Source organism: Streptomyces sp. T39, from assembly GCF_008042045.1.
Taxonomy (GTDB): domain Bacteria; phylum Actinomycetota; class Actinomycetes; order Streptomycetales; family Streptomycetaceae; genus Streptomyces.
Genome location: NZ_RDBP01000037.1, coordinates 154,027 through 179,853 on the forward strand (window position 1 = coordinate 154,027; position 25,827 = coordinate 179,853).

Annotated in this window: 24 protein-coding genes, 2 pseudogenes and 1 riboswitch; of the genes and pseudogenes, 14 read left to right on the forward strand and 12 right to left on the reverse strand. The window is 71.1% G+C overall.

The window, feature by feature from the left end:
• Positions 1–168: 168 nt before the first annotated feature.
• Positions 169–1,353: a quinolinate synthase NadA gene (gene nadA, locus EAO77_RS23115; RefSeq protein ID WP_147990219.1), complete on the reverse strand. Its 1,185-nt coding sequence runs from the start codon at positions 1,351–1,353 to the stop codon at positions 169–171.
• A 252-nt stretch (positions 1,354–1,605) separates the two neighbouring features.
• Between nadA and EAO77_RS23125 the strand changes: the two genes are divergently transcribed.
• Positions 1,606–1,962, forward strand: a complete 357-nt coding sequence (locus tag EAO77_RS23125) for a HesB/IscA family protein (RefSeq protein WP_018848827.1) — start codon at positions 1,606–1,608, stop codon at positions 1,960–1,962.
• Between the two features lie 70 nt (positions 1,963–2,032).
• On the opposite strand, the gene EAO77_RS23130 is transcribed toward EAO77_RS23125, so the two are convergent.
• Together EAO77_RS23130 and EAO77_RS23135 are read right to left on the reverse strand one after the other, a co-directional pair.
• Complete coding sequence (locus EAO77_RS23130; protein ID WP_147990221.1) at positions 2,033–3,496, reverse strand: hypothetical protein; 1,464 nt, start codon at positions 3,494–3,496, stop codon at positions 2,033–2,035.
• Between the two features lie 79 nt (positions 3,497–3,575).
• Positions 3,576–3,782, reverse strand: coding sequence for a hypothetical protein (locus EAO77_RS23135; RefSeq protein WP_147990222.1), 207 nt, complete (start codon positions 3,780–3,782; stop codon positions 3,576–3,578).
• Positions 3,783–3,910: 128 nt separating this feature from the next.
• On the opposite strand from EAO77_RS23135, the gene EAO77_RS23140 reads away from it, so the two are divergent.
• On the forward strand, positions 3,911–4,885 hold the full coding sequence (locus EAO77_RS23140; protein ID WP_147990223.1) for a carbohydrate kinase family protein: 975 nt from the start codon (positions 3,911–3,913) through the stop codon (positions 4,883–4,885).
• A gap of 47 nt (positions 4,886–4,932) precedes the next feature.
• Here the strand turns inward: EAO77_RS23140 and EAO77_RS23145 are convergent, their stop codons facing one another.
• A complete protein-coding gene (locus EAO77_RS23145; RefSeq protein WP_147990224.1) occupies positions 4,933–6,315 on the reverse strand; it encodes a cysteine desulfurase/sulfurtransferase TusA family protein in 1,383 nt (460 codons plus the stop codon).
• 371 nt (positions 6,316–6,686) lie between these two features.
• On the opposite strand from EAO77_RS23145, the gene coxB reads away from it, so the two are divergent.
• From coxB to EAO77_RS23165, 4 genes are all read left to right on the forward strand, one after another.
• Positions 6,687–7,658 (forward strand): cytochrome c oxidase subunit II, encoded by a 972-nt coding sequence (gene coxB / locus EAO77_RS23150; RefSeq protein WP_147990225.1) that lies wholly within the window; start codon positions 6,687–6,689, stop codon positions 7,656–7,658.
• Positions 7,655–9,409, forward strand: a complete 1,755-nt coding sequence (ctaD, locus tag EAO77_RS23155; RefSeq protein ID WP_147990226.1) for a cytochrome c oxidase subunit I — start codon at positions 7,655–7,657, stop codon at positions 9,407–9,409. The genes coxB and ctaD overlap by 4 nt, the downstream gene beginning before the upstream one ends.
• Positions 9,406–9,804 carry a cytochrome c oxidase subunit 4 gene (locus EAO77_RS23160; RefSeq protein WP_147990227.1) on the forward strand — a complete coding sequence of 133 codons (399 nt, stop codon included), beginning with the start codon at positions 9,406–9,408 and terminating at the stop codon, positions 9,802–9,804. The genes ctaD and EAO77_RS23160 overlap by 4 nt, the downstream gene beginning before the upstream one ends.
• A 120-nt stretch (positions 9,805–9,924) precedes the next feature.
• Complete coding sequence (locus tag EAO77_RS23165; RefSeq protein ID WP_147990228.1) at positions 9,925–11,181, forward strand: Ig-like domain-containing protein; 1,257 nt, start codon at positions 9,925–9,927, stop codon at positions 11,179–11,181.
• 46 nt (positions 11,182–11,227) lie between these two features.
• Here the strand turns inward: EAO77_RS23165 and EAO77_RS23170 are convergent, their stop codons facing one another.
• Positions 11,228–11,629, reverse strand: coding sequence for a hypothetical protein (locus EAO77_RS23170; protein ID WP_147990229.1), 402 nt, complete (start codon positions 11,627–11,629; stop codon positions 11,228–11,230).
• Between the two features lie 181 nt (positions 11,630–11,810).
• Here EAO77_RS23170 and EAO77_RS23175 point away from each other — a divergent pair, with 181 nt between their 5' ends.
• The 6 genes from EAO77_RS23175 to EAO77_RS23200 all read left to right on the forward strand — a co-directional run bounded on the left by EAO77_RS23175 (position 11,811) and on the right by EAO77_RS23200 (position 19,043).
• On the forward strand, positions 11,811–12,431 hold the full coding sequence (locus EAO77_RS23175) for a heme-copper oxidase subunit III (protein ID WP_147990230.1): 621 nt from the start codon (positions 11,811–11,813) through the stop codon (positions 12,429–12,431).
• 91 nt (positions 12,432–12,522) lie between these two features.
• Positions 12,523–13,332: a c-type cytochrome gene (locus EAO77_RS23180; RefSeq protein WP_147990231.1), complete on the forward strand. Its 810-nt coding sequence runs from the start codon at positions 12,523–12,525 to the stop codon at positions 13,330–13,332.
• Positions 13,329–14,405 carry a ubiquinol-cytochrome c reductase iron-sulfur subunit gene (locus EAO77_RS23185; RefSeq protein ID WP_147990232.1) on the forward strand — a complete coding sequence of 359 codons (1,077 nt, stop codon included), beginning with the start codon at positions 13,329–13,331 and terminating at the stop codon, positions 14,403–14,405. Before EAO77_RS23180 ends, EAO77_RS23185 begins: the two co-directional genes overlap by 4 nt.
• Positions 14,402–16,027 carry a cytochrome b gene (locus EAO77_RS23190; protein WP_147990233.1) on the forward strand — a complete coding sequence of 542 codons (1,626 nt, stop codon included), beginning with the start codon at positions 14,402–14,404 and terminating at the stop codon, positions 16,025–16,027. The genes EAO77_RS23185 and EAO77_RS23190 overlap by 4 nt, the downstream gene beginning before the upstream one ends.
• Positions 16,028–16,168: 141 nt before the next feature.
• Positions 16,169–17,233 carry an anthranilate phosphoribosyltransferase gene (gene trpD / locus EAO77_RS23195; RefSeq protein WP_147990234.1) on the forward strand — a complete coding sequence of 355 codons (1,065 nt, stop codon included), beginning with the start codon at positions 16,169–16,171 and terminating at the stop codon, positions 17,231–17,233.
• A 73-nt stretch (positions 17,234–17,306) separates the two neighbouring features.
• Positions 17,307–17,424, forward strand: a riboswitch (SAM riboswitch).
• A 182-nt stretch (positions 17,425–17,606) separates the two neighbouring features.
• Entirely contained in the window at positions 17,607–19,043 is a 1,437-nt protein-coding gene (locus EAO77_RS23200) for an aminotransferase class V-fold PLP-dependent enzyme (protein WP_147990235.1), read from the forward strand.
• A gap of 4 nt (positions 19,044–19,047) precedes the next feature.
• On the opposite strand, the gene EAO77_RS23205 is transcribed toward EAO77_RS23200, so the two are convergent.
• Complete coding sequence (locus tag EAO77_RS23205) at positions 19,048–20,208, reverse strand: glycerate kinase (protein WP_147990236.1); 1,161 nt, start codon at positions 20,206–20,208, stop codon at positions 19,048–19,050.
• Here EAO77_RS23205 and EAO77_RS40300 point away from each other — a divergent pair.
• Positions 20,204–20,494, forward strand: a pseudogene (locus EAO77_RS40300) (SLC13 family permease); the annotation flags it as partial. The gene EAO77_RS23205 and the pseudogene EAO77_RS40300 overlap by 5 nt on opposite strands.
• Here EAO77_RS40300 and EAO77_RS23215 read toward each other — a convergent pair.
• The 6 genes and pseudogenes from EAO77_RS23215 to EAO77_RS23240 form a co-directional block, all read right to left on the reverse strand.
• Positions 20,489–21,763 (reverse strand): annotated as a pseudogene (locus tag EAO77_RS23215) (SLC13 family permease); the annotation flags it as partial. The pseudogenes EAO77_RS40300 and EAO77_RS23215 overlap by 6 nt on opposite strands.
• An 89-nt stretch (positions 21,764–21,852) precedes the next feature.
• Positions 21,853–22,512 carry a response regulator transcription factor gene (locus tag EAO77_RS23220; protein ID WP_147990237.1) on the reverse strand — a complete coding sequence of 220 codons (660 nt, stop codon included), beginning with the start codon at positions 22,510–22,512 and terminating at the stop codon, positions 21,853–21,855.
• Positions 22,509–23,879 carry a sensor histidine kinase gene (locus EAO77_RS23225; protein WP_147990978.1) on the reverse strand — a complete coding sequence of 457 codons (1,371 nt, stop codon included), beginning with the start codon at positions 23,877–23,879 and terminating at the stop codon, positions 22,509–22,511. The genes EAO77_RS23220 and EAO77_RS23225 overlap by 4 nt, the downstream gene beginning before the upstream one ends.
• A gap of 49 nt (positions 23,880–23,928) precedes the next feature.
• A complete protein-coding gene (locus tag EAO77_RS23230) occupies positions 23,929–24,249 on the reverse strand; it encodes a small hydrophilic protein (protein ID WP_147990238.1) in 321 nt (106 codons plus the stop codon).
• Between the two features lie 94 nt (positions 24,250–24,343).
• A complete protein-coding gene (locus EAO77_RS23235) occupies positions 24,344–24,625 on the reverse strand; it encodes an Lrp/AsnC family transcriptional regulator (RefSeq protein WP_065488891.1) in 282 nt (93 codons plus the stop codon).
• A 56-nt stretch (positions 24,626–24,681) separates the two neighbouring features.
• Positions 24,682–25,419 carry a rhomboid family intramembrane serine protease gene (locus EAO77_RS23240; protein WP_147990239.1) on the reverse strand — a complete coding sequence of 246 codons (738 nt, stop codon included), beginning with the start codon at positions 25,417–25,419 and terminating at the stop codon, positions 24,682–24,684.
• Positions 25,420–25,569: 150 nt separating this feature from the next.
• Here EAO77_RS23240 and EAO77_RS23245 point away from each other — a divergent pair, with 150 nt between their 5' ends.
• Positions 25,570–25,812, forward strand: coding sequence for a hypothetical protein (locus tag EAO77_RS23245; RefSeq protein WP_147990240.1), 243 nt, complete (start codon positions 25,570–25,572; stop codon positions 25,810–25,812).
• Positions 25,813–25,827: the final 15 nt, after the last annotated feature.

Here is a 25,827-nt window from a genome sequence, read left to right on the forward strand (position 1 = left end):
ACACCGGCACACCGGCGGCTCGCTCTCGCGRCGGCGATCGCCGCCGCGAGAGCGAGCCGCCGGTGTCGTCGGGGGGACCTGGGCGCCACATGTCCCACCTTAAGGTGATGCGTGACGGAGCAGGGGGCGCCCCGCACGGTGTGCGTGGCGCCCCCGGGCGGCCGGCGGTTACGGCAGGGCCAGCATCCGCTCCAGCGCGAGCTTCGCGAAGCTCTCGGTCTCCTTGTCGACCTCGATGCGGTTGACCAGGTTGCCCTCGGCCAGGGACTCCAGGGTCCACACCAGGTGCGGCAGGTCGATGCGGTTCATCGTCGAGCAGAAGCAGACGGTCCGGTCCAGGAAGACGATCTCCTTGCCCTCCCCGGCGAAACGGTTCGCCAGGCGCCGGACCAGGTTCAGCTCGGTGCCGATCGCCCACTTCGAGCCGGCCGGGGCCGCCTCCAGGGCCTTGATGATGTACTCGGTCGAGCCCACGTAGTCGGCGGCCGCGACCACCTCGTGGCGGCACTCGGGGTGCACCAGGACGTTCACGCCCGGGATCCGCTCACGCACGTCGTTGACCGACTCCAGCGAGAAGCGGCCGTGCACCGAGCAGTGCCCGCGCCACAGGATCATCTTCGCGCCGCGCAGCTCCTCGGCGGTCAGACCGCCGTTCGGCTTGTGCGGGTTGTACAGGACGCAGTCGTCCAGGGACATGCCCATGTCGCGGACCGCGGTGTTGCGCCCGAGGTGCTGGTCGGGCAGGAAGAGCACCTTCTCGCCCTGCTCGAAGGCCCAGTCCAGAGCCCGCTTCGCGTTGGACGAGGTGCAGATGGTGCCGCCGTGCTTGCCGGTGAACGCCTTGATGTCGGCGGAGGAGTTCATGTACGAGACGGGGACGACCTGCTCGGCGACGCCGGCCTCGGTGAGCACGTCCCAGCACTCGGCGACCTGCTCGGCCGTCGCCATGTCGGCCATCGAGCAGCCGGCCGCGAGGTCGGGCAGGACGACCTTCTGGTCGTCGGTGGTGAGGATGTCGGCGGACTCCGCCATGAAGTGCACGCCGCAGAAGACGATGTACTCGGCCTCGGGGCGCGCCGCCGCGTCCCTGGCCAGCTTGAAGGAGTCACCCGTCACGTCGGCGAACTGGATGACCTCGTCGCGCTGGTAGTGGTGTCCCAGGACGAAGACCTTGTCGCCGAGCTTCTCCTTGGCCGCGCGGGCGCGCTCCACCAGGTCCGGGTCGGAGGGGGAGGGCAGGTCGCCGGGGCATTCGACGCCGCGCTCGCTCCGGGGGTCGGCCTCGCGGCCGAGCAGCAGGAGGGCGAGCGGCGACGGCTGGACGTCGAGCTCGGTGGTCTGGGCGGTGGTCACGACACGCACCCTTTCTTCGTCTGACAGGAGACTTCTCGTCTATATGACGCTATCTATCATAACCGGTTCACGTCACTTTGACGACGGCCATAGCGTCGATGTGACGCACCCCCTCCCCGCCGCGCCGGTACCCCGCGCCCGGCCGGTGTGCGAGCATGAAAAAGGGAAAGACCCCGGCTCCGGAATGAATCCGCGGCCACGCCGGTTGCAATCGTCGGCAAGCAGTCTCCGTACAACCCGGGAGAGAAGCAGATGTCCGTATCGGACGAGAAGACCACAGTCAGCGACGGCATCCTCCTGTCCGACGCCGCCGCGGCCAAGGTCAAGGCCCTGCTCGACCAGGAAGGCCGCGACGACCTCGCGCTGCGTGTCGCCGTTCAGCCCGGCGGCTGCTCCGGCCTGCGGTACCAGCTGTTCTTCGACGAGCGCTCGCTCGACGGCGACGTCGTCAAGGACTTCGACGGCGTCAAGGTCGTGACCGACCGCATGAGCGCCCCCTACCTGGGCGGCGCCTCGATCGACTTCGTCGACACCATCGAGAAGCAGGGCTTCACCATCGACAACCCGAACGCCACGGGTTCCTGCGCCTGCGGCGACTCCTTCAGCTGAGCCGCCCGCTCCGCACACGCCGAAGGGCGGCGCCCCCGCACGGGGCGCCGCCCTTCGGCGTGCTCGGGACCTACTTGCGCAGCGGGAGCTCCTTGCCGTTGCTCGCGTCCACCACCGCGCGGTCGCCCAGCGGCGCGTCCAGCGTCACCTTCACCGACTGCTCCTCGGCCACGGCGATGCAGACCCGGTCCGGATCCGGATCGACGGCCTCGACCTCGACCGTCACCTTCCCGGCGCTCTCGTCGGCCTCGCCCCGGTAGGTGTCGCACACCCCGCCCCAGAAGGTCACCGTGAGGGTCCTGTCGTCCGCGGTGTACGAGGTCCCCGGCAGCGGCGGGATCCCGTCCGGGTCCCCGGAGCGCGGGATCTCCCGGGCCGGCGGCTCGTCCGCCTTCACGTACCGGGGCTCCACGGCCGTGCGCGGGAGGGTGAACGTCGTGTCCCCGCCGTCGCCCCTCACCTGGAACAGCCAGGACGGCACCAGCGCCGGCCGTCCGTCCACCTGCCCCGCGGCCAGCCCGAAGACGGCCTCGGTGACCGTCAGCGTCCCGGGGGGCGTCCGGTCGTCCGTCGACCGGCAGGGCGCCTCCGGCTTCCCGGGGGCCGGCTCGGCGCCCGGCCGCAGCTCGTCCTGGTGCGGCACGGGTGTCGCGCAGCCGCCGATGCCGATCCGGCCGTCGCCCTTCGCCGCCTCGTTGAGCACCCGGACCGCCTCGTCCGCGGTGACCACCGGATAGGCGTGGCCCCGCACCGGCTCCTTCAGCCGGCCGCTGCCGCCGACGACCTGTCCGTCGGGGCCCACCTGCACCCCGGTCGACCAGCCGTACGTCGGGAGTCCGCCGACCACCGGGTCGGCGTTGACCACCCGGACCGCGCCCATCAGCTGATCCGTGCGCAGTGCCGCGTCGCCCTGGCCGGCCGCCTCCAGCACCGGGGCCGCCGCCTTCCGGGCGGCCGCCTCGTCCACCGCGCCGCCCGGGTCGCCGCCCGGGGACCCGCCGTCGGGGCACGGCTTCCCGCGGGGGCAGTCGTCACCGCCGGGCGCCGTGCCGAAGCGGTGGAACGTCCAGGTGCCGGGTGCCTCCTTGCCGACCTCCAGCACGGGACCCGAACCGTCCTGCGGCGCCCCGGCCTTCCACGCCGTGCCCTCCAGCCTCGGCGCGTCCGCGATGCCGAGCGCCTTCGCCAGCCGGGCGACCTCGGCCTCCGTCACGGAACCCGTCGCCCGGTGCACGGCCGCCCTGCCGGGCCCGTCGGGCAGCTCGCCCGCGGCCCGCAGGACCACGCCCCGGCCGTTCGGGTCCGGCTCGCCGGGGGCGATGCCGCCGCCGGCCGTGTCCAGGGCGAGCAGGGGAGCGGGGCCGGAGTCCTCCCGGGTCTCGCTCCTGCCGCCCGCCGCGCCGTCGCCGCCGGATCCGGCGGCCGCGAAGTACGCCCCGCCCCCGCCCGCGACCAGCACCGCCGCCACCACCGAGGCGACGACGAGCGGGGACCGCCGGCGGGGGCCGTCGTGCGCTTTCTCCGTGCTGCTCACCGCATCGCTCCTTGTCTCCTGCCTCCTGCGCCGGAGGACACGGATGAGACGGGGCAGGGGAGCGTGCGGTTCCCGGGGGTCAGTCGCCGTAGACGGACATCGCGTCGACGAGCCGGGCGGACGCGGGAGGCACGACGACCCCGTGGATCAGGGACGGCGGTACCGGCGCCGGTGCCTGGACGGCCGGGACCACCCAGTGCGGGGCCATGCGGGCGCAGTCGCCGCGCAGCTGGGCCAGGCTCATCTCGGACTCCCGCGACTCGCGCGCGGCGATCTGCTTCGTCATGGTCGCACCGTACGCATCGATCACCGAAGGAAAAAAGCCCTACTATCGGGTAGTTTCCGTACATGGCCGGATGGCGCGACCCGGTAGCGTGGACTGTCACTGTCAGCCCTCCCCAGGAGCGCATCACCGTGCGTATCGCCGTCACCGGCTCCATCGCGACCGACCATCTCATGACGTTCCCCGGACGCTTCGCCGATCAGCTGGTGGCCGACCAGCTGCACACGGTGTCCCTGTCCTTCCTCGTCGACACCCTCGACGTCCGCCGGGGCGGTGTGGGCGCGAACATCTGCTTCGGCATGGGCCAGCTGGGCACCGCCCCGGTCCTCGTCGGCGCCGCCGGCTCGGACTTCGACGAGTACCGCGCGTGGCTCGACCGCCACGGCGTGGACACGGCGTCCGTCCGCATCTCGGAGGTCCTGCACACCGCCCGCTTCGTCTGCACCACGGACGCCGACCACAACCAGATCGGCTCCTTCTACACCGGCGCCATGAGCGAGGCCCGCCTGATCGAGCTCAAGTCGGTCGCCGACCGGGTCGGCGGCCTCGACCTGGTGCTGATCGGCGCCGACGACCCCGAGGCGATGCTCCGGCACACCGAGGAGTGCCGTTCGCGGAACATCCCGTTCGCCGCCGACTTCTCCCAGCAGATCGCGCGCATGTCGGGCGACGAGATCCGGATACTGCTGGACGGCGCGGCCTACCTCTTCTCCAACGAGTACGAGAAGGGCCTGATCGAGTCCAAGACCGGCTGGAGCGAGGAGGAGATCCTCGGCCGCGTCGGCCACCGGGTCACCACCCTCGGCAAGCGCGGTGTGCGCATCGAGGCGGCCGGCTCCGACCCCATCGAGGTCGGCTGCCCCGACGAGGAGGCCAAGGTCGACCCGACGGGCGTCGGCGACGCCTTCCGCGCCGGTTTCCTCTCCGGTCTGTCCTGGGGCGTCGGCCACGAGCGCGCGGCCCAGGTGGGCTGCATGCTCGCGACGCTGGTGATCGAGACCCTCGGCACCCAGGAGTACACGCTGCGCCGCGCGAACTTCATGGACCGCTTCACCAAGGCCTACGGCGACGACGCCGCGGCCGAGGTCCGCGCGCACCTGGCCTGACCCCCTCCCGCCCGGGGGTGCGCCCCGGGCGGGGGACGGTGCGCCGGCTACACCAGCCGGCGCACCACGTACGTCCCGGGCTCCGGTTCTCCCACGTACTCCTGCCCGCGCATCGCGCACCACGCCGGGATGTCCAGCCGCGCGGCCTCGTCGTCCGCGAGGACCGTGACCGTCCCGCCCACCGGCACGTCACCGATCACCTTGGCGAGCTCGATCACCGGAACCGGGCAGAGCCGGCCCACCGCGTCCACGGTCAGCGAGGAACCGGAACCGCCGGGCACGTCCCGGTCCGCCGACCGCACCGGGGCGCCCAGCCGCTCCCGCACCTCGGCCACCACGCCCGGCAGCACCTCCAGGAAGCGGTCCACGTCCGCCGCTGCGGTCCCCGCCGGCAGCGACACCCGCACATTGCCCTCCGACAGCACCCCCATCGCCCGCAGCACATGGCTCGGGGTGAGCGTGCTGCTCGTGCAGGAGGAACCGGAGGAGACGGAGAAGCCCACCCGGTCCAGCTCGTGGAGCAGGGTCTCCCCGTCGACATAGAGACAGGAGAAGGTCACCAGGTGCGGCAGCCGCCGCACCGGGTCGCCCACCACCTCCACGTCGGGCACCAGCTCCGGCACCCGCGACCTGATCCGGTCGACGAGGCCCCGCAGCCGGGCGTCCTCCGCGGCGGCCTCCGCGCGCACCGCCCGCAGCGAGGCGGCCGCCGCGACCACCGCCGGGATGTTCTCGAATCCGGGGGCGCGCCCCGACTCCCGCTCGCCCGCGGGGCCCTGGGGTGCGAACCGGACCCCCTTGCGCACCGCGAGAAGTCCCACCCCGGCCGGCCCGCCCCACTTGTGGGCGCTCGCGGTCAGCAGGGACCAGCCCTCGGGCACCGCCTGCCACGCCAGCGACTGCGCCGCGTCGACCAGCAGCGGCACGCCCGCCTCCCGGCAGGCAGCCGCGGCCGCGGCGACCGGCTGGAGGGTGCCGACCTCGTGGTTGGCGGACTGCAGGCACGCGAGCGCGGTGTCCACCCGCAGCGCCGCGGCGAACGTCTCCGCGTCCACCGCGCCGTCCCGCCCGACGCCCACCTCGGTGACCGTCCCGCCGTCGGCCTGCCAGGACGCGGCACAGTGCAGGACGGCGGAGTGCTCCACCGCGGACACCACCAGATGCCGTCCGACACGCCGACGTCCGGCGAGGGCGCCGGAGATGCCGGAGTGAAGCGCGTGCGTCCCCGAAGGAGTGAAGACGAGCTCGTCGGGTCGGCAGCCGACGGCCTCCGCCGCGGCCTCCCGGGCGGCGTCCAGCAGGAGTCTGGCGCGCCGCCCCTCGCGGTGGAGCCGGGCGGGGTCGGCCCAGCCCTCGTCGAGCGAGGCCTGGAGGGCCTGGCGTGCGACGGGGTGCAGCGGGACGGAGGATGCGGCGTCGAAGTAGGGCACGTCCTCACGCTAACGCCGCCGTGCCGCCCAGGTGCCGCAGGGCACCCGCCGGCCGCGGCTCCGCCGCCGGCGGCCGTCCGGCGCACCCCGCCGGGCGCCTCTCGCGCCGGGCGAGGGGCCGTCAGACCACCCCCGGAGTGGGGCATTCCGGGGGCTTTCCGGAACCTCGCACCCCGTCCGCGGGCAGGCACGACACCCCTTCGGGGTGTCGGACGGCGCGTTGGGCACCCTCCCCGCGCGACCCCAAATAGCGTCCAGTAGGGTTTGGTCCGCATAAACATCCAAACCCCTGCCCGCGTCAGGGCCGGCGACCGACCAGCGAGACGGCCGCAGCCCGGCCGCGCGGGCCGAGACTCTCGGGAAGGCGCTACGTGAGTCCCAACGGCTCCGACCGCTCGTCGCGGCGCCCGATGCGGCGGAAGCTGCCGCAGGTGCTGACTGCGGGCCTGATCCTGGCTACCGCCTCCGGTTGCTCATACAACTGGGAGGATTTCCCCCGCCTCGGACTGCCCACCCCGGTAACGGAGGAGGCGCCGAGGATCCTCTCCCTCTGGCAGGGCTCGTGGGCGGCAGCGCTCGCCACGGGCGTGCTGGTGTGGGGCCTGATCCTCTGGAGCGTCTTCTTCCACCGGCGCACCCGCACCAAGGTGGAGGTACCTCCGCAGACCCGGTACAACATGCCCATCGAGGCGCTGTACACCGTGGTTCCGATCATCATCGTCTCGGTGTTCTTCTACTTCACCGCGCGCGATGAGTCGAAGCTGCTGGCCCTCTCGGACAAGCCCGCCCACACCATCAACGTGGTCGGCTACCAGTGGAGCTGGGGCTTCAACTACCTGGAGGACGTGGACGGCAACCCCGCCACCGGCGACGCTCAGGCCCAGAAGGAACTGAACGCGATCCCGGACAAGTACGGCAACGACTTCCCCGAGGGTGCCGAGGGCGTCTACGACGCCGGCATCCCGGGCACGCGGAACCCGCAGACCGGCAACCCCGGCCCGACGCTGTGGCTCCCCAAGGGGGAGAAGGTCCGGTTCGTCCTGACCTCGCGCGACGTCATCCACTCCTTCTGGGTGGTCCCCTTCCTCTTCAAGCAGGACGTCATCCCCGGCCACACCAACGTGTTCGAGGTGACGCCCACCCGGGAGGGAACCTTCCTCGGCAAGTGCGCCGAGCTCTGCGGCGTCGACCACTCCCGGATGCTCTTCAACGTCAAGGTCGTCTCCCCGGAGCGCTACCAGCAGCACCTGAAGGAGCTCGCCGAGAAGGGGCAGACCGGCTTCATCCCGTCGGGCATTGAGCAGACGGACCCGGCCAGGAATGCGGAGAAGAACCAACTGTGAGCATCCTCAACGAACCCCAGGGTGCCGCCGACGCAGCTGAGGACTCGTACGAGAACGAGCTGCCCGTCCGGCGCAAGCAGCCCGGCAATGTCGTCGTGAAGTGGCTGACCACCACCGACCACAAGACGATCGGCACGCTGTATCTGGTCACGTCGTTCGTGTTCTTCTGCATCGGCGGTCTGATGGCGCTCTTCATGCGCGCCGAACTGGCCCGTCCCGGCACGCAGATCATGTCGAACGAGCAGTTCAACCAGGCGTTCACGATGCACGGCACGATCATGCTGCTGATGTTCGCGACGCCGCTGTTCGCCGGATTCGCGAACTGGATCATGCCGCTGCAGATCGGCGCGCCCGACGTGGCGTTCCCGCGGCTGAACATGTTCGCCTACTGGCTCTACCTCTTCGGCTCGCTGATCGCGGTGGCCGGCTTCCTCACCCCGCAGGGTGCGGCCGACTTCGGCTGGTTCGCCTACTCCCCGCTGTCGGACGCCGTCCGCTCGCCGGGTGTCGGCGCCGACATGTGGATCATGGGTCTGGCCTTCTCCGGCTTCGGCACGATCCTCGGCTCGGTCAACTTCATCACCACGATCATCTGCATGCGCGCGCCCGGCATGACGATGTTCCGCATGCCGATCTTCACCTGGAACGTCCTGCTGACCGGTGTGCTGGTCCTGCTGGCCTTCCCGGTGCTGGCCGCCGCGCTCTTCGCGCTGGAGGCCGACCGCAAGTTCGGCGCCCATGTCTTCGACGCGGCCAACGGCGGCGCACTGCTGTGGCAGCACCTCTTCTGGTTCTTCGGCCATCCAGAGGTGTACATCATCGCCCTGCCGTTCTTCGGCATCGTCTCGGAGATCATCCCGGTCTTCTCCCGCAAGCCGATGTTCGGCTACATCGGCCTGATCGGCGCGACCATCGCGATCGCCGGTCTGTCGGTGACGGTGTGGGCGCACCACATGTATGTGACGGGCGGCGTACTCCTGCCGTTCTTCTCCTTCATGACCTTCCTCATCGCGGTGCCGACCGGTGTGAAGTTCTTCAACTGGATCGGCACGATGTGGAAGGGGTCGCTGTCCTTCGAGACACCGATGCTCTGGACCATCGGCTTCCTGGTCACCTTCACCTTCGGTGGCCTGACCGGCGTCATCCTGGCGTCGCCGCCGCTGGACTTCCACGTCTCCGACTCGTACTTCGTCGTCGCGCACTTCCACTACGTCGTCTTCGGCACCGTGGTGTTCGCGATGTTCGCCGGCTTCCACTTCTGGTGGCCGAAGTTCACCGGCAAGATGCTGGACGAGCGGCTCGGCAAGATCACCTTCTGGACGCTGTTCATCGGCTTCCACGGCACGTTCCTCGTCCAGCACTGGCTGGGCGCCGAGGGCATGCCGCGCCGGTACGCCGACTACCTGGCCGCCGACGGCTTCACCGCGCTGAACACCATCTCCACGATCAGCTCGTTCCTGCTGGGCCTGTCGATCCTTCCGTTCATGTACAACGTCTGGAAGACCGCCAAGTACGGCAAGAAGATCGAGGTCGACGACCCGTGGGGCTACGGCCGCTCGCTCGAATGGGCGACGTCCTGCCCGCCGCCGCGGCACAACTTCCTCACCCTGCCCCGTATCCGCAGTGAATCCCCGGCGTTCGACCTGCACCACCCGGAGATCGCGGCGCTCGACCAGCTCGAGCACGGCGGCGTCCCCGCCGGTGTCGTCCCCGCCGGTGTCACGGCCGGTGGCAAGGAGGAGAGCAAGTGAAGATCCAGGGCAAGATGTTCCTGTGGCTGAGCGTCTTCATCCTGGCCATGGCCGTCCTGTACGGCGTGTGGTCGAAGGAGCCGGCCGGTACCACCGCGCTCTTCCTGGCCTTCGGCCTGAGCGTCATGATCGGCTACTACCTGGCCTTCACGGCCAAGCGCGTCGACGCCATGGCCCAGGACAACAAGGAAGCCGACGTGGCGGACGAGGCCGGCGAGGTCGGCTTCTTCTCCCCGCACAGCTGGCAGCCGCTCTCGCTGGCGATCGGCGGTGCGCTCGCCTTCCTCGGTGTGGCGATCGGGTGGTGGCTGCTCTACTTCTCGCTGCCGCTCATCCTCATCGGCCTCTTCGGCTGGGTGTTCGAGTACTACCGCGGTGAGAGCCAGAACCAGTAACACCGCGTAGCGACACGACGATCGGGCCCGGGTCCCCTTCCCTCCAAGAAGGTGGATCCGGGCCCCTCGTTTGGAGTCTTTCAGCGCGCCGCGCCTGACAGGCGTTCATAGCGTGTGCTCATGAACCACACGCCGCACTTCCGCACCGTCGTCAGCTGCATCCTGCTGGTCGTGACCCTCGGGACGGTCGCGACCGCATGCGGCGAGCCCGACGAGCACCCGCTGTCCGCGCAGCCCTTCGACGCCGCCGGACAGGTCTCCTTCAACACGAAGGCAGGCAGCAGCAAGGTCGACCCGGACAAGCCGCTCGAAGTCACCGCCAAGGGTGACAGCGGCCGGATCACCGATGTCACCGTCACCGACGACGCCGGACGCCGCCTCGCGGGCGAACTCTCCGCCGACGGCGTCCGCTGGCGCTCCACCGCCCCGCTGGCCGCAGGCGCCCGCTACACGATGCGGGTCTCCACCGAGGACGAGGACGGCGCGCCCGGCGTGCGGGTCCTCACCTTCGAGACCACCCCCGCCAAGCGCTTCCTCACCGCCGAGTTCGGCCCGGAAGCGGGCACCTACGGCGTGGGGCAGCCGATCACCGCCAAGCTCAGCATGGCCGTGAAGGACAAGAAGGCCCGGCGCGTCGTCGAGCGGGCCCTCAAGGTCGGCTCCCGGCCCGCGACGGAGGGCTCCTGGTACTGGGTGGACGACAAGATGCTCCACTACCGCCCGAAGGAGTACTGGCCCGCGGGAGCGACCGTCACCGCCTCCAGCAACCTCAAGGGCGTCAAGGTCGCCGGCAAGCTCTACGGCGGCAGCTCCAAGCCCCTGAAGCTCACCATCGGCGACCGCATCGAGGCCATCACCGACGCCGCGTCGCACTCCATGGTCGTCAAGCGCAACGGCGAAGTGATCAACACCATTCCGGTGACCACCGGCAAGCCCGGCTTCGACACCCGCAACGGGGTCAAGGTGGTGCTCGCCAAGGAGCAGTTCGTCCGGATGCGGGGCACCAGCATCGGCATCGCCGAGGGCAGCGCCGAGTCCTACGACCTGCCCGTCTACTGGGCCACACGGGTCACCTGGAGCGGTGAATACGTCCATGCGGCGCCCTGGTCCGTCGGATCACAGGGCTCGGCGAACGTCAGCCACGGCTGCACCGGGATGTCCATGTCGAACGCGGAATGGTTCTTCGAGACCGTCCGCCCGGGGGACATCGTCCAGGTCGTCAACAGCTTCGGCAACATGATGGACACGTTCGGGAACGGCTTCGGCGACTGGAACCTGTCCTGGGACAAGTGGCGCGAGGGCAGTGCCCTCAGCGGCGCCACCCCCGAGGAGGCCGGCCCCTCCGCCGCCACCGCACGGCTGCGGCCCGCTGTCTAGACCGGCCGGGGCCGTCCGAGGGCTCGCCTCACGCCCCGGACGGCCCTCAGGCGTCCAGGGAGAGCCTGTCGCGCAGGAGGGCGGCCAGGGCCTCGGGGAACTCCACCGGGTCCACCGGCAGCGTCACGGCCGCCTCGGCGCGGCTCCAGGTGGCGAGCCAGGCGTCCTGCGGGCGGCCCATCAGCAGCAGCACGGGCGGGCAGTCGAAGATCTCGTCCTTGATCTGCCGGCACACGCCCATACCGCCCGCCGGAACCGTCTCCCCGTCCAGCACGCACACGTCGACGCCACCGGCGTCCAGGGCCGCCAGGACGGCGGGCAGCGTCGCGCACTCCAGGAACTCCACCGGCGGGACGTCCGCCGCCGGCCTGCGCCCCGCGGCCAGCCGCACCTGCTCGCGGGTGTTCGCGTCGTCGCTGTAGACCAGGACCGTGGCGCTCGACTGCATGGTTCCTCCGCCTCGTACGAACAGGGCTTGTGCCGCGGATGCTACTCCTCCCGACTGGCTGTCAACACCGGTTCGGACACCTCTTCGATGGGCCGTTCGAGGTCGCTCCCGTTCCCGGTGGGGGGCACCAACACACCGAACGGCACCCCCCGGAGTGAGGGCGGGATAAGCGACCGACATAATGTCGGTCGTGGCGACAGCAACGACAGTAGAAACCGGGCACGCGCACCCGTCGGTCAATCGACCGAACCTCACCAGCGTCGGAACCATCATCTGGTTGAGTTCCGAGCTGATGTTCTTCGCGGCCCTCTTCGCGATGTACTTCACCCTGCGATCGGTGACGGGTGCCGAGTTCTGGTCCGAGAAGGCGGACTCGCTGAACTTCCCGTTCTCGGCGACCAACACCACGATCCTGGTGCTCTCTTCCCTCACCTGCCAGCTCGGCGTCTTCGCCGCCGAGCGGGGCGATGTGAAGAAGCTCCGCACGTGGTTCATCATCACGTTCGTGATGGGTGCGATCTTCATCGGAGGCCAGGTCTTCGAGTACACCGAGCTGGTCAAGCACGAGGGGCTCTCCCTCTCGTCGGACCCGTACGGCTCGGTGTTCTACCTGACCACCGGCTTCCACGGTCTGCACGTGACAGGCGGTCTCATCGCCTTCCTGCTGGTTCTCGGCAGGACGTACGCGGCCAGGAGATTCACCCACGAGCAGGCAACCGCCGCCATCGTCGTGTCCTACTACTGGCACTTCGTCGATGTCGTCTGGATCGGCCTCTTCGCCACGATCTACATGATCAAGTAATCGGCGCGGGCGGCCGTCACGACGACGGACCGCCTGAAGCAGACACAGTCCAGAAGCATCGACGCAGAAGATCCTGACACCGGGGTAATCCGTGAAAAAGCTCTCCGCACGACGACGCCATCCGCTGGCGGCGGTCGTCGTCCTACTCCTCGCGCTGGCGGCCACTGGGGGGCTGTACGCCGCGTTCGCACCCGCGGACAAGGCGCAGGCCGATGAAACCGCCCAGTCCCTTGCCATCAAGGAGGGCCAGAAGCTCTACACCGTCGGCTGCGCCAGCTGCCACGGAACCGGCGGTCAGGGCACCTCCGACGGCCCGTCCCTGGTCGGCGTCGGCTCCGCGGCCGTCGACTTCCAGGTCGGCACCGGCCGTATGCCCGCCCAGCAGCCCGGCGCGCAGGTGCCGAAGAAGCCGAACATCTACTCCCAGAAGGAGATCGACCAGCTCGCGGCGTACGTCGCCTCTCTGGGAGCCGGTCCGATCACTCCGACCGAGGAGCAGTTCGACCCGGCCGAGGCGGACATCGCCAACGGTGGCGAGCTGTTCCGCACCAACTGCGCCCAGTGCCACAACTTCACCGGTGAGGGCGGCGCGCTGACCGAGGGCAAGTACGCCCCGAGCCTCGACGGCGTCAGCCCGAAGCACCTCTACGAGGCCATGCAGACCGGCCCGCAGAACATGCCGTCCTTCCCGGACACCGTGATGCCCGAGCAGGAGAAGCGGGACATCATCGCCTACGTCAAGGCCGTCAACAGCGACGACACCCCGACCCCCGGAGGCTTCGCCCTCGGCGGTCTCGGCCCGGTGGCCGAGGGCCTGTTCGGCTGGATCTTCGGTCTGGGCTCGCTGATCGCTGTTGCCGTCTGGGTTGCGGCCCACACCGCTAAGGCCAAGAAGTCATGAGTAGCCAAGAGAATTCAGAAGAGAACCTGCCGGCAGAGCAGGGCACCGCGCACGCCGCGGCACACGGCGGCGGCACCGCCGTCGCACAGCATGACGAGGACCCCTTCGCGGATCCCGGACTGCCGGCCCACAAGCCGCGCATCCAGGACATCGACGAGCGGGCCGCCAAGCGCTCCGAGCGCACCGTGGCCCTCCTCTTCACGCTGTCGATGCTCGCGACGATCGGCTTCATCGCCTCGTTCGTGATCTTCGACGTCGAGAAGATCGTCTACATCTGGCCGCTCGGTCACATCAGCGCGCTGAACTTCTCGCTGGGCGTGACCCTCGGTCTGGCGCTCTTCTGCATCGGCGCGGGGGCCGTCCACTGGGCGCGCACCCTGATGTCCGACGTCGAGGTCGCCGACGACCGGCACCCGATCCAGGCGTCCGAAGAGGTCAAGGCCAAGGTCATGGCCGACTTCGCGGACGGCGCGCGCGAGTCCGCGATCGGCCGCCGCAAGCTGATCCGCAACACCATGTTCGGCGCGCTGGCCATGGTGCCGCTCTCCGGCGTGGTGCTGCTGCGCGAGCTGGGCCCGCTGCCCGAGGACAAGCTCCGCAAGACGCTGTGGGCCAAGGGCAAGCTGCTCATCAACATGAACACCAACGAGCCGCTGCGTCCCGAGGACGTCGTCGTCGGTTCGCTCACCTTCGTCAAGCCCGAGGGCCTGGAGGAGAGCAATCACGACTTCAACAACGAGATCGCCAAGGCCGCCGTGATGATCGTCCGGATCCAGCCGGAGGACATCAAGGACAAGCGCGAGCTCGAGTGGTCCGTCGACGGCATCGTCGCGTACTCGAAGATCTGCACCCACGTCGGCTGCCCGATCAGCCTGTACGAGCAGCAGACGCACCACGTCCTCTGCCCGTGCCACCAGTCCACCTTCGACCTCTCCGACGGCGCCCGCGTCATCTTCGGTCCGGCCGGTCACCCGCTCCCGCAGCTGCGGATCGGCGTGAACGCCGAGGGCAACCTCGAGGCGCTCGGCGACTTCGAAGAGCCCGTCGGTCCTGCCTTCTGGGAGCGCGGATGAGCACTGTGACAGACACGAAGAAAAAGGCACCGGCCGGCGAGAAGGTCGCCGACTGGGCCGACGGCCGGCTCGGGATCTACTCCCTGGCCAAGGCCAACATGCGCAAGATCTTCCCGGACCACTGGTCCTTCATGCTGGGCGAGATCTGCCTCTACAGCTTCATCATCATCATCCTCACGGGTGTGTACCTGACGCTGTTCTTCCACCCGAGCATGAACGAGATCGAGTACCACGGCTCGTACGTGCCGATGCAGGGCATCCGGATGACCGAGGCGTACGCCTCGACGCTGGACATCAGCTTCGACGTCCGCGGTGGTCTGCTCATCCGGCAGATCCACCACTGGGCCGCGCTGATCTTCCTCGCCGGCATGTTCGTGCACATGATGCGCGTCTTCTTCACCGGCGCGTTCCGCAAGCCGCGTGAGATCAACTGGCTGTTCGGCTTCCTGCTGTTCGTCCTCGGCATGTTCACCGGTTTCACCGGTTACTCGCTCCCGGACGACCTGCTCTCCGGCACCGGTGTCCGCTTCACGCAGGGCGCGATCCTGTCGGTGCCGATCGTCGGCACCTACATCTCGATGTTCCTGTTCGGCGGGGAGTTCCCGGGCCACGACATCATCGCCCGGTTCTACTCGATCCACATCCTGCTGCTGCCGGGCATCATGCTCGGCCTCGTGGTGGCCCACCTGATCCTGGTCTTCTACCACAAGCACACGCAGTTCGCGGGTCCCGGCAAGACCAACAAGAACGTCGTCGGCATGCCGCTGCTGCCGGTCTACATGGCCAAGGCCGGAGGCTTCTTCTTCCTGGTCTTCGGTGTCATCGCGATCATCGCCGGCCTCTTCACGATCAACCCGATCTGGGCGCTCGGTCCGTACCGGCCGGACCAGGTGTCCACCGGCGCGCAGCCCGACTGGTACATGGGCTTCGCCGAGGGTCTGATCCGTGTGATGCCGGGCTGGGAGATCAACCTCTGGGGCCACACGCTGGTCCTGGGCGTGTTCATCCCGCTGGTGATCTTCGGTGTGGTCCTCGGGGCCATCGCGATGTACCCGTTCATCGAGTCCTGGATCACCGGCGACAAGCGCGAGCACCACATCCTGGACCGCCCGCGCAACGCCCCGACGCGCACCGCACTCGGTGTCGCCTGGGTCGTCGGCTACGTGATCATGCTGCTCGGTGGCGGCAACGACATCTTCGCGACGCACTTCCACATGTCGATCAACGCGATCACCTGGTTCGTGCGCATCACGTACTTCGTCGGACCCGTCATCGCGTTCATCGTGACCAAGCGGATCTGCCTGGGTCTCCAGCGCCGCGACAAGGAGAAGGTGCTGCACGGACGCGAGTCCGGCATCATCAAGCGCCTGCCGCACGGTGAGTTCGTCGAGATCCACGAGCCGCTGGCACCGGGCGACCGCTACAAGCTGACCGCCCACGAGCAGTACGAGCCCGCGGAGATCGGCCCCACGGTCGACGAGAACGGCGTGAAGCGCAAGGTCGGCGCCGTGGAGAAGCTGCGCGTCAAGCTCAGCAAGTCCTACTACGGCGGCGACAGCCAGATCGCCAAGCCCACCGCCGACGAGTACAAGGAGATCACCAGCGGCCACGGCCACCACTGATCACCTGACCCGAAGGTCGCCACAGCCCCGCGAGGGGCGCCGAAGGGCCCCGTCCATCCGCTGGACGGGGCCCTTCGGCGCGCCCGGGGCTGGATAGGGTGGAAGGCATCCTGTTCGTAGCTGTGGACCCTGGAGCGGACCATGAACGTTGTGACCCCGATCGGCGGCGACAGCGTGGCGGCCCACTCCTGGCCCAAGGTGCTGAACGCCCTGCTCGACAACCGTGACCAGAGCGCGGACGCGACGGCCTGGGCCATGGACCGCATCCTCAGCGGCGAGGCGACGAACGCGCAGATCGCCGGCTTCGTGACCGCCCTGCGGGCCAAGGGCGAGACCGTGGAGGAGATCTCCGGACTGGTCCGCACGATGTACGAGCACGCCAATCTCATCGACGTGCCCGGCCCCAGCGTCGACATCGTCGGCACCGGAGGCGACGGCGCCAGGACGGTGAACATCTCCACCATGTCCGCGATCGTCGTCGCGGGCACCGGCGCCAGGGTGGTGAAGCACGGAAACCGTGCCGCCTCGTCCGCGAGCGGCTCGTCCGACGTGCTGGAGAAGCTCGGCGTCAACCTGGAGCTGAGCCCCCGCCGGGTCGCCGAGGTGGCCGGGGAGGCGGGCATCACCTTCTGCTTCGCGGTCAAGTTCCATCCGGCGCTGCGGCACGTCGCCGTCGCCCGCAAGGAACTCGGCATCCGCACCGTCTTCAACTTCCTCGGTCCGCTCACCAACCCCGCCCGGGTCACGGCGCAGGCCACCGGTGTCGCCGACACCAGGGTGGCCCGCATCGTGGCGGGCGTCCTCGCCGAGCGAGGCTCCTCCGCGCTGGTCTTCCGCGGCGACGACGGACTGGACGAGCTGACGACGACGGCCACCTCCCGGGTGTGGGTGGTCCGGGACGGCTCGGTGACCGAGGAGTCCTTCGACCCGCGGGACATCGGCATCGGCCTGGTGCCCGTGGAGGCCCTGCGCGGCGCGGACGCCTCCTACAACGCCGACGTGGCCCGCCGGCTGCTGGCCGGCGAGCAGGGCCCCGTGCGGGACGCCGTCCTGCTGAACTCCGCCGCCGCCCTCGCGGCCCTGGAGCCGTCCGGCGCCGGCCTGGCCGAGCGGCTGGCGGCCGGGGTCGAGCGGGCCGCCGAGTCCATCGACTCGGGAGCGGCCCGGGCGACGCTGGAGCGCTGGGTGGCCGCGAGCAACGCCTGACGCGGCGGGGCGCGGTCCGGATCGTGGACCGCGCCCTTGCGCCGTACAGGACATGTGGCAGGATGCTCTCCAAGGTCATGAGTGACAGCGATTACGGCCCCGGCCCGCTGTCCGGCAACCCTCCGTCCGTGGCGGGGTGCCCCGGGTGAAGACCAGGCCGCAGGCAGCGAGGTCTGTGGCAAGCGCGGACCCCTTCACGGCTCTGGGGTCCTGGTCCTCGAGGAGCTGTCCCGTGAGCAAGCGAATGCGATAGGGCGTTTCCGCCCCTTCTCCACCCTCCGCACCGATTCTCCGTGTGCCGAGGCATCACACCCGCACGTCCGTCGCGGGTGAGCAGAAGTCACTTCGCCCTTCACTGCCGGGAGTTACCGCCATGTCCGTGCGCCCYGACGCCGTCGTCCCCGCCGCCGCCCTCGTCCCCGCCCCCGTCGCCCCGGCCGGGACCGCCACCGCCACCGCGTCCGACGCCGAACCCTGCTGCGACGCTCCGCTCCCGGTCCTCGGCCGCGACGTCACCGTGCCGCTGGTGACCGGCGGCGAGGTCACCTACGCCGCACTCGACTACGCCGCCAGCGCCCCCGCCCTCCAGCGCGTGTGGGACGACGTCGCCGCCTACGCCCCCTACTACGGCAGCGTCCACCGCGGCGCAGGATACCTCTCGCAGCTGTCCACCGACCTGTTCGAGAACAGCCGCCGCACGGTGCACGAGTTCCTCGGCTGCCGCGACGCCGACCAGGTCGTCTTCACCCGCTCCACCACCGACTCCCTGAACCTGCTCGCCGCCGCGCTGCCCGCCGGATGCCGGGTCTTCGTCTTCGAGACCGAGCACCACGCCTCGCTGCTGCCCTGGAGCGACGCCGACGTCACCTACCTCGACGCCCCCCGCACGCCGGCCGACGCGGTGCGCACCCTGGAGCGGGCGCTCGCCGACCGGGACCCGCACGGCCCCGCCCTGGTGTGCGTCACCGGCGCCTCCAACGTGACCGGCGAGCTGTGGCCGGTGCGGGAACTGGCCGCCGCCGCCCACGCCCACGGCGCCCGGATCGTGCTCGACGCCGCCCAGCTGGCGCCCCACCACCCGGTGTCCGTGCGGGAGCTGGACGTCGACTGGGTCGCCTTCTCCGGACACAAGCTGTACGCGCCGTTCGGATCCGGGGTGCTCGCCGGCCGGGCCGACTGGCTCCAGGAGGCCGAGCCCTACCTCGCCGGCGGCGGCGCCTCGCGCACGGTGGCCCGGCGCGCGGACGGCGGCGTCGACGTCGAGTGGCACACCACGGCCGCCCGCCACGAGGCCGGATCCCCCAACGTGATCGGCGTCTACGCGATCGCCTCCGCCTGCAAGGCGCTCACCGAGGCCGGGTTCGAGTCCCTGGTCGCCCGCGAGCGGCACCTGATCGCCAGGGTGCGCGAGGGTCTCGCCGAGGTCCCCGAGGTGCGGGTGCTCTCCCTCTTCGGCGACGACGCGCCCCGGGTCGGTGTCATCTCCTTCGTCGTCGACGGCTGGAACAGCTCCCACTTCGCCGCGGCGCTGTCCGCCGAGTACGGGATCGGCGTCCGCGACGGGCTCTTCTGCGCCCACCCGCTGGTGCGCACGCTGCTGGGCAGCGACCCGCAGGACGTCGGCGAGTGCGGCGCGCCGGACGCCGCCCCCGGGGAGCGGTCGCTGAACGCGATCCGGGTGAGCTTCGGCGCCGGCACCCCCGACGAGCACGTCGAGCGCTTCGTGACCGCGGTGCGCGAACTGGTCCGCGAGGGTGCGCAGTGGAAGTACCGCACCGAGGACGGCCGCTGCGTGCCGGACCGCGGCTGACGTCTCAGGCCGCGAGCCGGGTGCCCACCAGGACCATCCGCAGGGTGCGCTCGGCGGCGTCGGCGAGGAACTCGCCCGCCCGGTCCAGCGCTTCGGGCAGTCCCACGGGAGAGGGCAGGATCGACCCGTAGGCGTCCACGCCCGCGGCCGTGACCTCGTCGACCCCCTGTCCGAGCGTGCCCGCGAGGGCCAGCACCGGCACGCCCAGCGCCTTCGCCCGGCGGGCCACCTCGGCGGGCACCTTGCCGCGCACGGTCTGCCGGTCGAGCGAGCCCTCGGCGGTGATGACCAGATCGGCGCGGGCGAGGCGGGCGTCGAGGTCGATGTGGTCCAGCAGCACGTCGAAACGCGGCAGCAGCCGGGCCCCGAGCGCGGCGAGGCCCGCGCCGAGGCCGCCCGATGCCCCGGTGCCCGGGGCGGTCCGCGGGTCGATGCCGGGCGCGAGGTCGCGCGTCAGCACGGCTGCCCAGCGCTCCAGGGCCGCCGACAGCCGCTCGACGTCGGCGGGGCCCGCCCCCTTCTGCGGCCCGAAGACCCGTGCCACTCCGCGCTCGCCGCAGAGCACGTTGAACGGGTTGCAGGCCACCAGGATCTCGGCCGGCCGCAGCCGCGGGTCCAGCCCCGAGGCGTCGATCCGGGCGAGCCGGGCAAGTGCCGCCCCGCCGTGGGGCAGTTCCCGGCCCTGGGCGTCCAGCAGCCGGGCGCCCAGCGCCTGGAGCGCGCCGGCGCCGCCGTCGCTGGTGCCGGAGTCGCCGCAGCCGACGAGTATCCGCCGGGCGCCGGTGCCGAGCGCCGCCCCGATCAGTTCGCCCACGCCGAAGGTGGTGGTGGCGCAGGGGTCGCGGCGGTCGCGCGGCACCCGGCCGAGCCCGGCGACGGCAGCCATCTCCACGACGGCGGTGCCGTCGCCGAGTACGGCGAAGTGGGTGCGCACCGGCCGCCCGACCGGCCCGGTCGCCGTGCACGGCACCAGCCGGCCGCCGGCCGCCTCCGCCAGCGCCTCCGCCGTGCCCTCGCCGCCGTCGACGAGCGGGATCAGGTCGAGCTCGGCGTCGGGGACCACCCGGCGCAGCCCCTCTGCGATGGACAGGGCCGCCTGGCGGGCGGAGAGGGACTCCTTGAAGCCGCTCGGGGCGACGGCGACTCGGTAGGGGCGGCGGTTCATGGCGGCGACCACCGCGATGGGCGTGGCGCTGGTCGACTCGGGTGCCGCGGGTCATCTGGTGGGCGGGCTGCCCGGCTCGATGCCGCCGTGGGTCTTCCTGACCGTGGTCGTGCTGGTCAGCACGGCGGCCCATCTGGTGCTCCAGTCCCGCTCGGCACGCTCGTCGGTGCTGGTGCCGCTGGTGGTGGCGGCCGCCGTCGGCTCCGGCGTCAACCCGGTGGCCGCCGCTCTGGCCTCGACCGGGGCGGCGGGCTTCTGCCACACCCTGCCCGCGTCGGCCAAACCGGGCGACCGGTTTGGCCGACGCGGGCAGGGTGTGGCAGAAGCCCGCCGCGGCCGTCGAGGCCAGAGCGGCGGCCACCGGGTTGACGCCGGAGCCGACGGCGGCCGCCACCACCAGCGGCACCAGCACCGACGAGCGTGCCGAGCGGGACTGGAGCACCAGATGGGCCGCCGTGCTGACCAGCACGACCACGGTCAGGAAGACCCACGGCGGCATCGAGCCGGGCAGCCCGCCCACCAGATGACCCGCGGCACCCGAGTCGACCAGCGCCACGCCCATCGCGGTGGTCGCCGCCATGAACAGCAGCAGCGGCCAGGGCACCGTCCGCAGGCCGTCCTTCAGCCGGACGGTGCCGAGCGCGGGGGAGGCCGCGACGACGGCGCCGATCAGCGCGACCAGCGCCGGCGGCACCCCGTGCAGCGGCTCGCTGCACCACAGGGCGACCACGGTGCCGAGCAGCACCGAGCAGCGGGCCTCCGCCGTGGTGAGCGGTCCCGTGACCGGGGTGGGGGAGTGCTCCTGCAGCTGCGCGCCCGTGATCCGGACGGGCCCGGAGCGGTCGGCGCGCGAGGTCGTCGTCAGCAGCACCGCCTCGGCCGCCAGATGGGACGCGACGACCGCGAGCGGCAGCCCGAGCACCAGCCACTCGACGAAGCCGATCCGCTGCCCGGTCTGCTCGAACAGCACGCCCACGGTGATGAGATGCGCGCCCGCGCCGATGAGCGTGGCCACCGCGGAGAGCAGGATCACCGTCGGGAAGAGCAGTGCCAGCATCACCACCAGCCGCCGCCGCTCCGCGAGCGCCCGGGCGAGGGCCAGGAAGACGGGCAGCGCCAGGGCGGCCCGGCCGGAGGTGGCCGGCACCGCGAACGCGGTCACCACCAGCGCGGCCGTGGTCAGGTGCACCAGCTGCCGCACGCTGCGCGCCCCGCTCACCAGGAAGGCGGCCGCCCGCCCGGCGAGGCCGGTCCTGGTGACCGCCGCGGCGATGACGAACGCACAGATCAGCAGCCAGATCGTGGCGTCCCCGAGGGTGGCGAAGAGGGTGTCGGAGCTGATCACGCCGGTCGCGGTGAGCGCCAGGCCGGCGCCCAGGGCGACATAGGTGTCGTCGACCGGGGCCGCGATCCAGGCGCAGGTGGCGAGCGCGAACACGGCGAGCGTGAGCCGCGCGTCACCGCCCAGCGACGGGAAGGTGCCGGGGACGGCGAGCAGGGCGCAGACGCTGAGCGCCGCGCAGAGCCAGGCCGCCTGGCGCAGGGAGAGGTTCACGGCATTCAGTCTTCGGCCGGGCGGTGAGCCCCCGATGAGCCGTCGATGAAGGGAAGTTCATGGACGCCGCGAGCCGTCCGCGGCCCGGGTCAGGGCAGGCGGTAGCCCATGCCCCGCACGGTCTCCAGCCGTTCGGCGCCCAGCTTCCTGCGCAGCGCGCGCACGTACACGTCCACGATGTTGGAGCCCGGGTCGAAGTCGTAGCCCCAGACGTGGGAGAGGATCTGCTCCCGGGACAGCACCTGCCCCGGGTGCCGCAGGAACAGCTCCAGCAGCACGAACTCACGGGCCGTCAGGTCCACCGTGCGCTCCGCCGCCCGCGCCCGGCGGGTGCGCAGGTCGAGGGTCAGGTCGCCGCTGCGCAGCACCGTGACCTCGGGTGCGCGGGCCGCGGTGCGCAGCCTCAGCCGCACCCGGGCCAGCAGCTCCTCGAAGCGGAACGGCTTGGTCATCCAGTCGTCCGCCCCGCCCTCCAGTCCGGCGACCGTGTCCCGTACCGAGTCACGGGCGGTGAGCACGACCACGGGCAGGGTGACCCGGGCCTCGCGCAGCTCCCGCAGCACGGTGAATCCGTCCCGGCCGGGCAGGCCGATGTCCAGCAGCATCAGGTCGAAGCCGCCGCTGACGGCGTAGTCGAGCGCGGTGTCGCCGTCGGCGGCGACGGTGGTCGTGAAGCCGTTGGCCCGCAGCCCCTTCTCCACGAAGGAGGCGATCCGGTCCTCGTCCTCGGCGATCAGAATGCGGTTCACAGCGCTTCCTCCATGACGAGTACGAAAACGGCGCCGCCGGCCGGGCCCTCGGCGGGGCGCAGCTCCACGCTGCCGCCGCGGTGGCCCTCCGCTATGGCGCGGACGATGGACAGGCCGAGGCCCGCCCCGCTGGTGCGGGTGCCGCGGCGGGCCGTGCCGCGGCGGAAGCGTTCGAAGATCACCTCGGCGTCCTGCGGCTGCACGCCGGGGCCGGTGTCCGCGACGTACAGTTCGACGCGGCCGTCGGCCTCGCGGGAGCCGATGCTGATCCGGGCCCCCGGGACGGTGTGCTGGACGGCGTTCTGCGCCAGCTGCACCATCGCCTGGGTGATGCGCTGGGGGTCGAGCTGGACCTCCCGGTCGGCGACCCGGTCGAGCACCCAGTCGCGCTCGCCGAGGGCACGGGCCTTGACGAAGACGTCGGCGGTCAGCTCGCCGAGCTGGACCGGCTCGGGGCGGACGAAGTCCGGCCGCTCGGCCTTCGCCAGCAGCAGCAGGTCCTCGACGATCCGGCTCATCCGGTCCAGCTCGTCGGTGACCAGCCGGACCGTCTCGCGCTGCTCCGCCGGGTCGTCGCCCATCAGCTCCAGATGGCCGCGCACGATGGTGATCGGGGTGCGCAGTTCGTGCCCCGCGTCGTCCACGAACTGGCGCTGTCCGGCGAACGCGCGCTCCAGCCGGTCCAGCATGGCGTTGAAGGTCTCGGCGAGGGCGGCGATGTCGTCGCGGCCCTGCACGGGTATGCGCCGGGTCAGGTCCTGCTCGGTGAGTTTCTCCGCGGTGGCCCGCACCACCCGCACGGGTGCCAGGATGCGGCCCGCCACCGCCCAGCCGATGCCGGTCGTGGTGATCAGGGCGACCCCGGAGATGGCGAGCAGGGTGCGGAACGCCTCGTCGGCGAGGGCCCGCTCGCGGTCGGAGTGGAAGGCGACGACGAAGGCGGCCTCGCCGCCGGGGACCGCCGTCCGGATCGGCACCTTCGCCCAGCGCACCTCGCCCCGGGGGCGGCTGAGCACCCCGCCGGAGCCCTCCGCGTCGAGGATCGCGGTGAGCGAGGCCCGGTCCGGGTGGAGCGCGATGTCGGGGCGGATCTCCCGGGACTGCCGGATCACATGGACGCGCTGCCCGGGGGCGCGGGTCAGGCCGAGCAGTTCCTCGTCGGGGTCGGAGTACTGGCGCTGGAGGAAGACCCGCAGGAGCTTGTCCGGGTCGGTGAAGGTGCGGCCGGTGTCCGGGTCGACACCCTGCGGCACGAAGTTCGCGAACTCCTGCGTCTCTTGGGTGAGCAGCTGGTTGATCCGGTGGTCGATGTCGCGCAGCAGGAGCGACCTGGTGGTCATGGCGACGGCGGCGAGCGCCACGGTCATGACCAGCAGGAGCCAGAGCAGGATGCGGACCCGTGCGGATATCCGGCGGTCAGTTCTCGTCACCGGAGTCGTCGGCGTCGTCGTTGCCGTCGTTGCCGTCGTTGGTGTCGTCGTCGGTCGCCGCCGGGCCGGGGACGACCGCGTCCCCGGAGGGCGCGGGGGCCGTCGGGACGCCGGAGGGGTCCGTCGACGGCGTGCCCGAGGGTGTCCCCGAGGGCGGTGGCGCCGGGCGAGGGGTCGCGTCCAGCTCGACCGCGGGCGGCACCTCCGGGGCCCCCGGCGCGTCGGTCAGGGCGTAGCTGGTCGCGGCGATGCCGAGCGGGATGGCGACGACTGCGGCGAGTGTCGCCATGCGGTGGGTGAAGGCCATGCCCGTCATCCTGCGCCGCGCCGGGAAACGCCGGATGAGGCGGGGATGAGGATTCCTTCATGTGCGGGGCGGGGCGGGCGGCGCCGGGGGGTGCCTAGGCGTCCAGGCCGATGGCGAACGCCGCCTCCAGATCGTGCTGGGAGTACGTGCGGAACGCCACGTGGGTGTCCGTCCCCTCCACGCCCGGGATCTTGCTGATCCGGCCGGGGATCACGTCCGCCAGGTCGTCGTGCCTGGCCACCCGGACCATGGCGATCAGGTCGTAGGTCCCGGTGACGGAGAAGACCTCGCTGACGCTGTCCAGCGCCGCGATCGACTCGGCGATCTCGGGGATGCGGTCCACGCTGGTCTTGATGAGCACGATCGCGGTGATCACGGCTGTCCTTCTCCCTCGGTGGCCGCTGCAGAGGGGGTGCTGCAGACGGGGCCAGCCTACTCGTCGGCCGGCCGGCTCCGGCCGGGGGAAGCGGTGGCCGGGGGACGCCGGAAACGGGCCCACGCCCACAGGAAGCCCGCGGAGAATCCGGCCAGGTGCGCCAGGTACGCCACTCCGGGGCCGCTTCCCGCGTTCTGGGCCGCCACCCACTGGAGGGCGAACCAGAAGACCAGTACCGCCCAGGCGGGGAAGCGCAGCGGCAGGAAGAGGAGGAAGGGGAAGAGGCTGGTGACCCTGGCCCGGGGGAAGAGGAAGAGGAACGCGCCGAGCACCGCCGAGATCGCCCCGGAGGCGCCCACCAGCGTCTGGGCGGACTCCGCGTTGGCCACGGCGAACGCCAGCAGCGCCACATAGCCGGTGACCAGATAGAAGAGGGCGAAGCCCACCCGTCCCATCCGTTCCTCCGTCATCGCGCCGAAGACGTAGAGGAAGAGCATGTTGCCGAGCAGATGGAGCCAACTGCCGTGGATGAACAGCGCGGTGAAGGGGGTGAGCAGGGCGCGGGGGTCGGCGGACATCAGTTCGACGGGGATCACTCCCCAGCGCTCGAAGTACCCGGCCTGCGCGGCCAGCACCTCGTCGCCGATGCCGTAGGCCGGGTTCAGACCCGAGACGGGACTGACGGCGAAGACCGCGCAGCACAGGGCGATCAGCCCGTACGTCACCGCCGGCCCCCTCACCGCCGACCGGAGCGCGCCGCGCGCCGCCTCCGCCGAGACCCACCGACTGATCATGGACAGAGCATGGCGTAGCGGGACCGAACGGTACAGAGTGCCTCGCCGTGACCGCGCGTACCCGTGAGGCCGTAGGGTTGCAGGCAGTACATCCGCAGTTCGACGGCGCACCGCGGGTACCCGGATCCGTACGACGAAAAGGACGGCACGATGACGACGGTTCCCTCGCCGACAGCCGACACCAGGTGGCGCTGCACGCTCTGCGGCAACCTCACGCGCTTCGACGTCACGCGGTCGTCCAAGGTCGTCGAGTACGTCCATCTGGACCTCGCGGGCGAGCCGACCGTCGAGGAGCGTGACGTCGTCAGTGAGACCATCGAGTCGGTCCGCTGCCGCTGGTGCAACGCGGTGGACCAGATCGAACTGGTGGACAGGCCGGGCGCCGCTTCCTGAGAGGGGCGGCCCCGC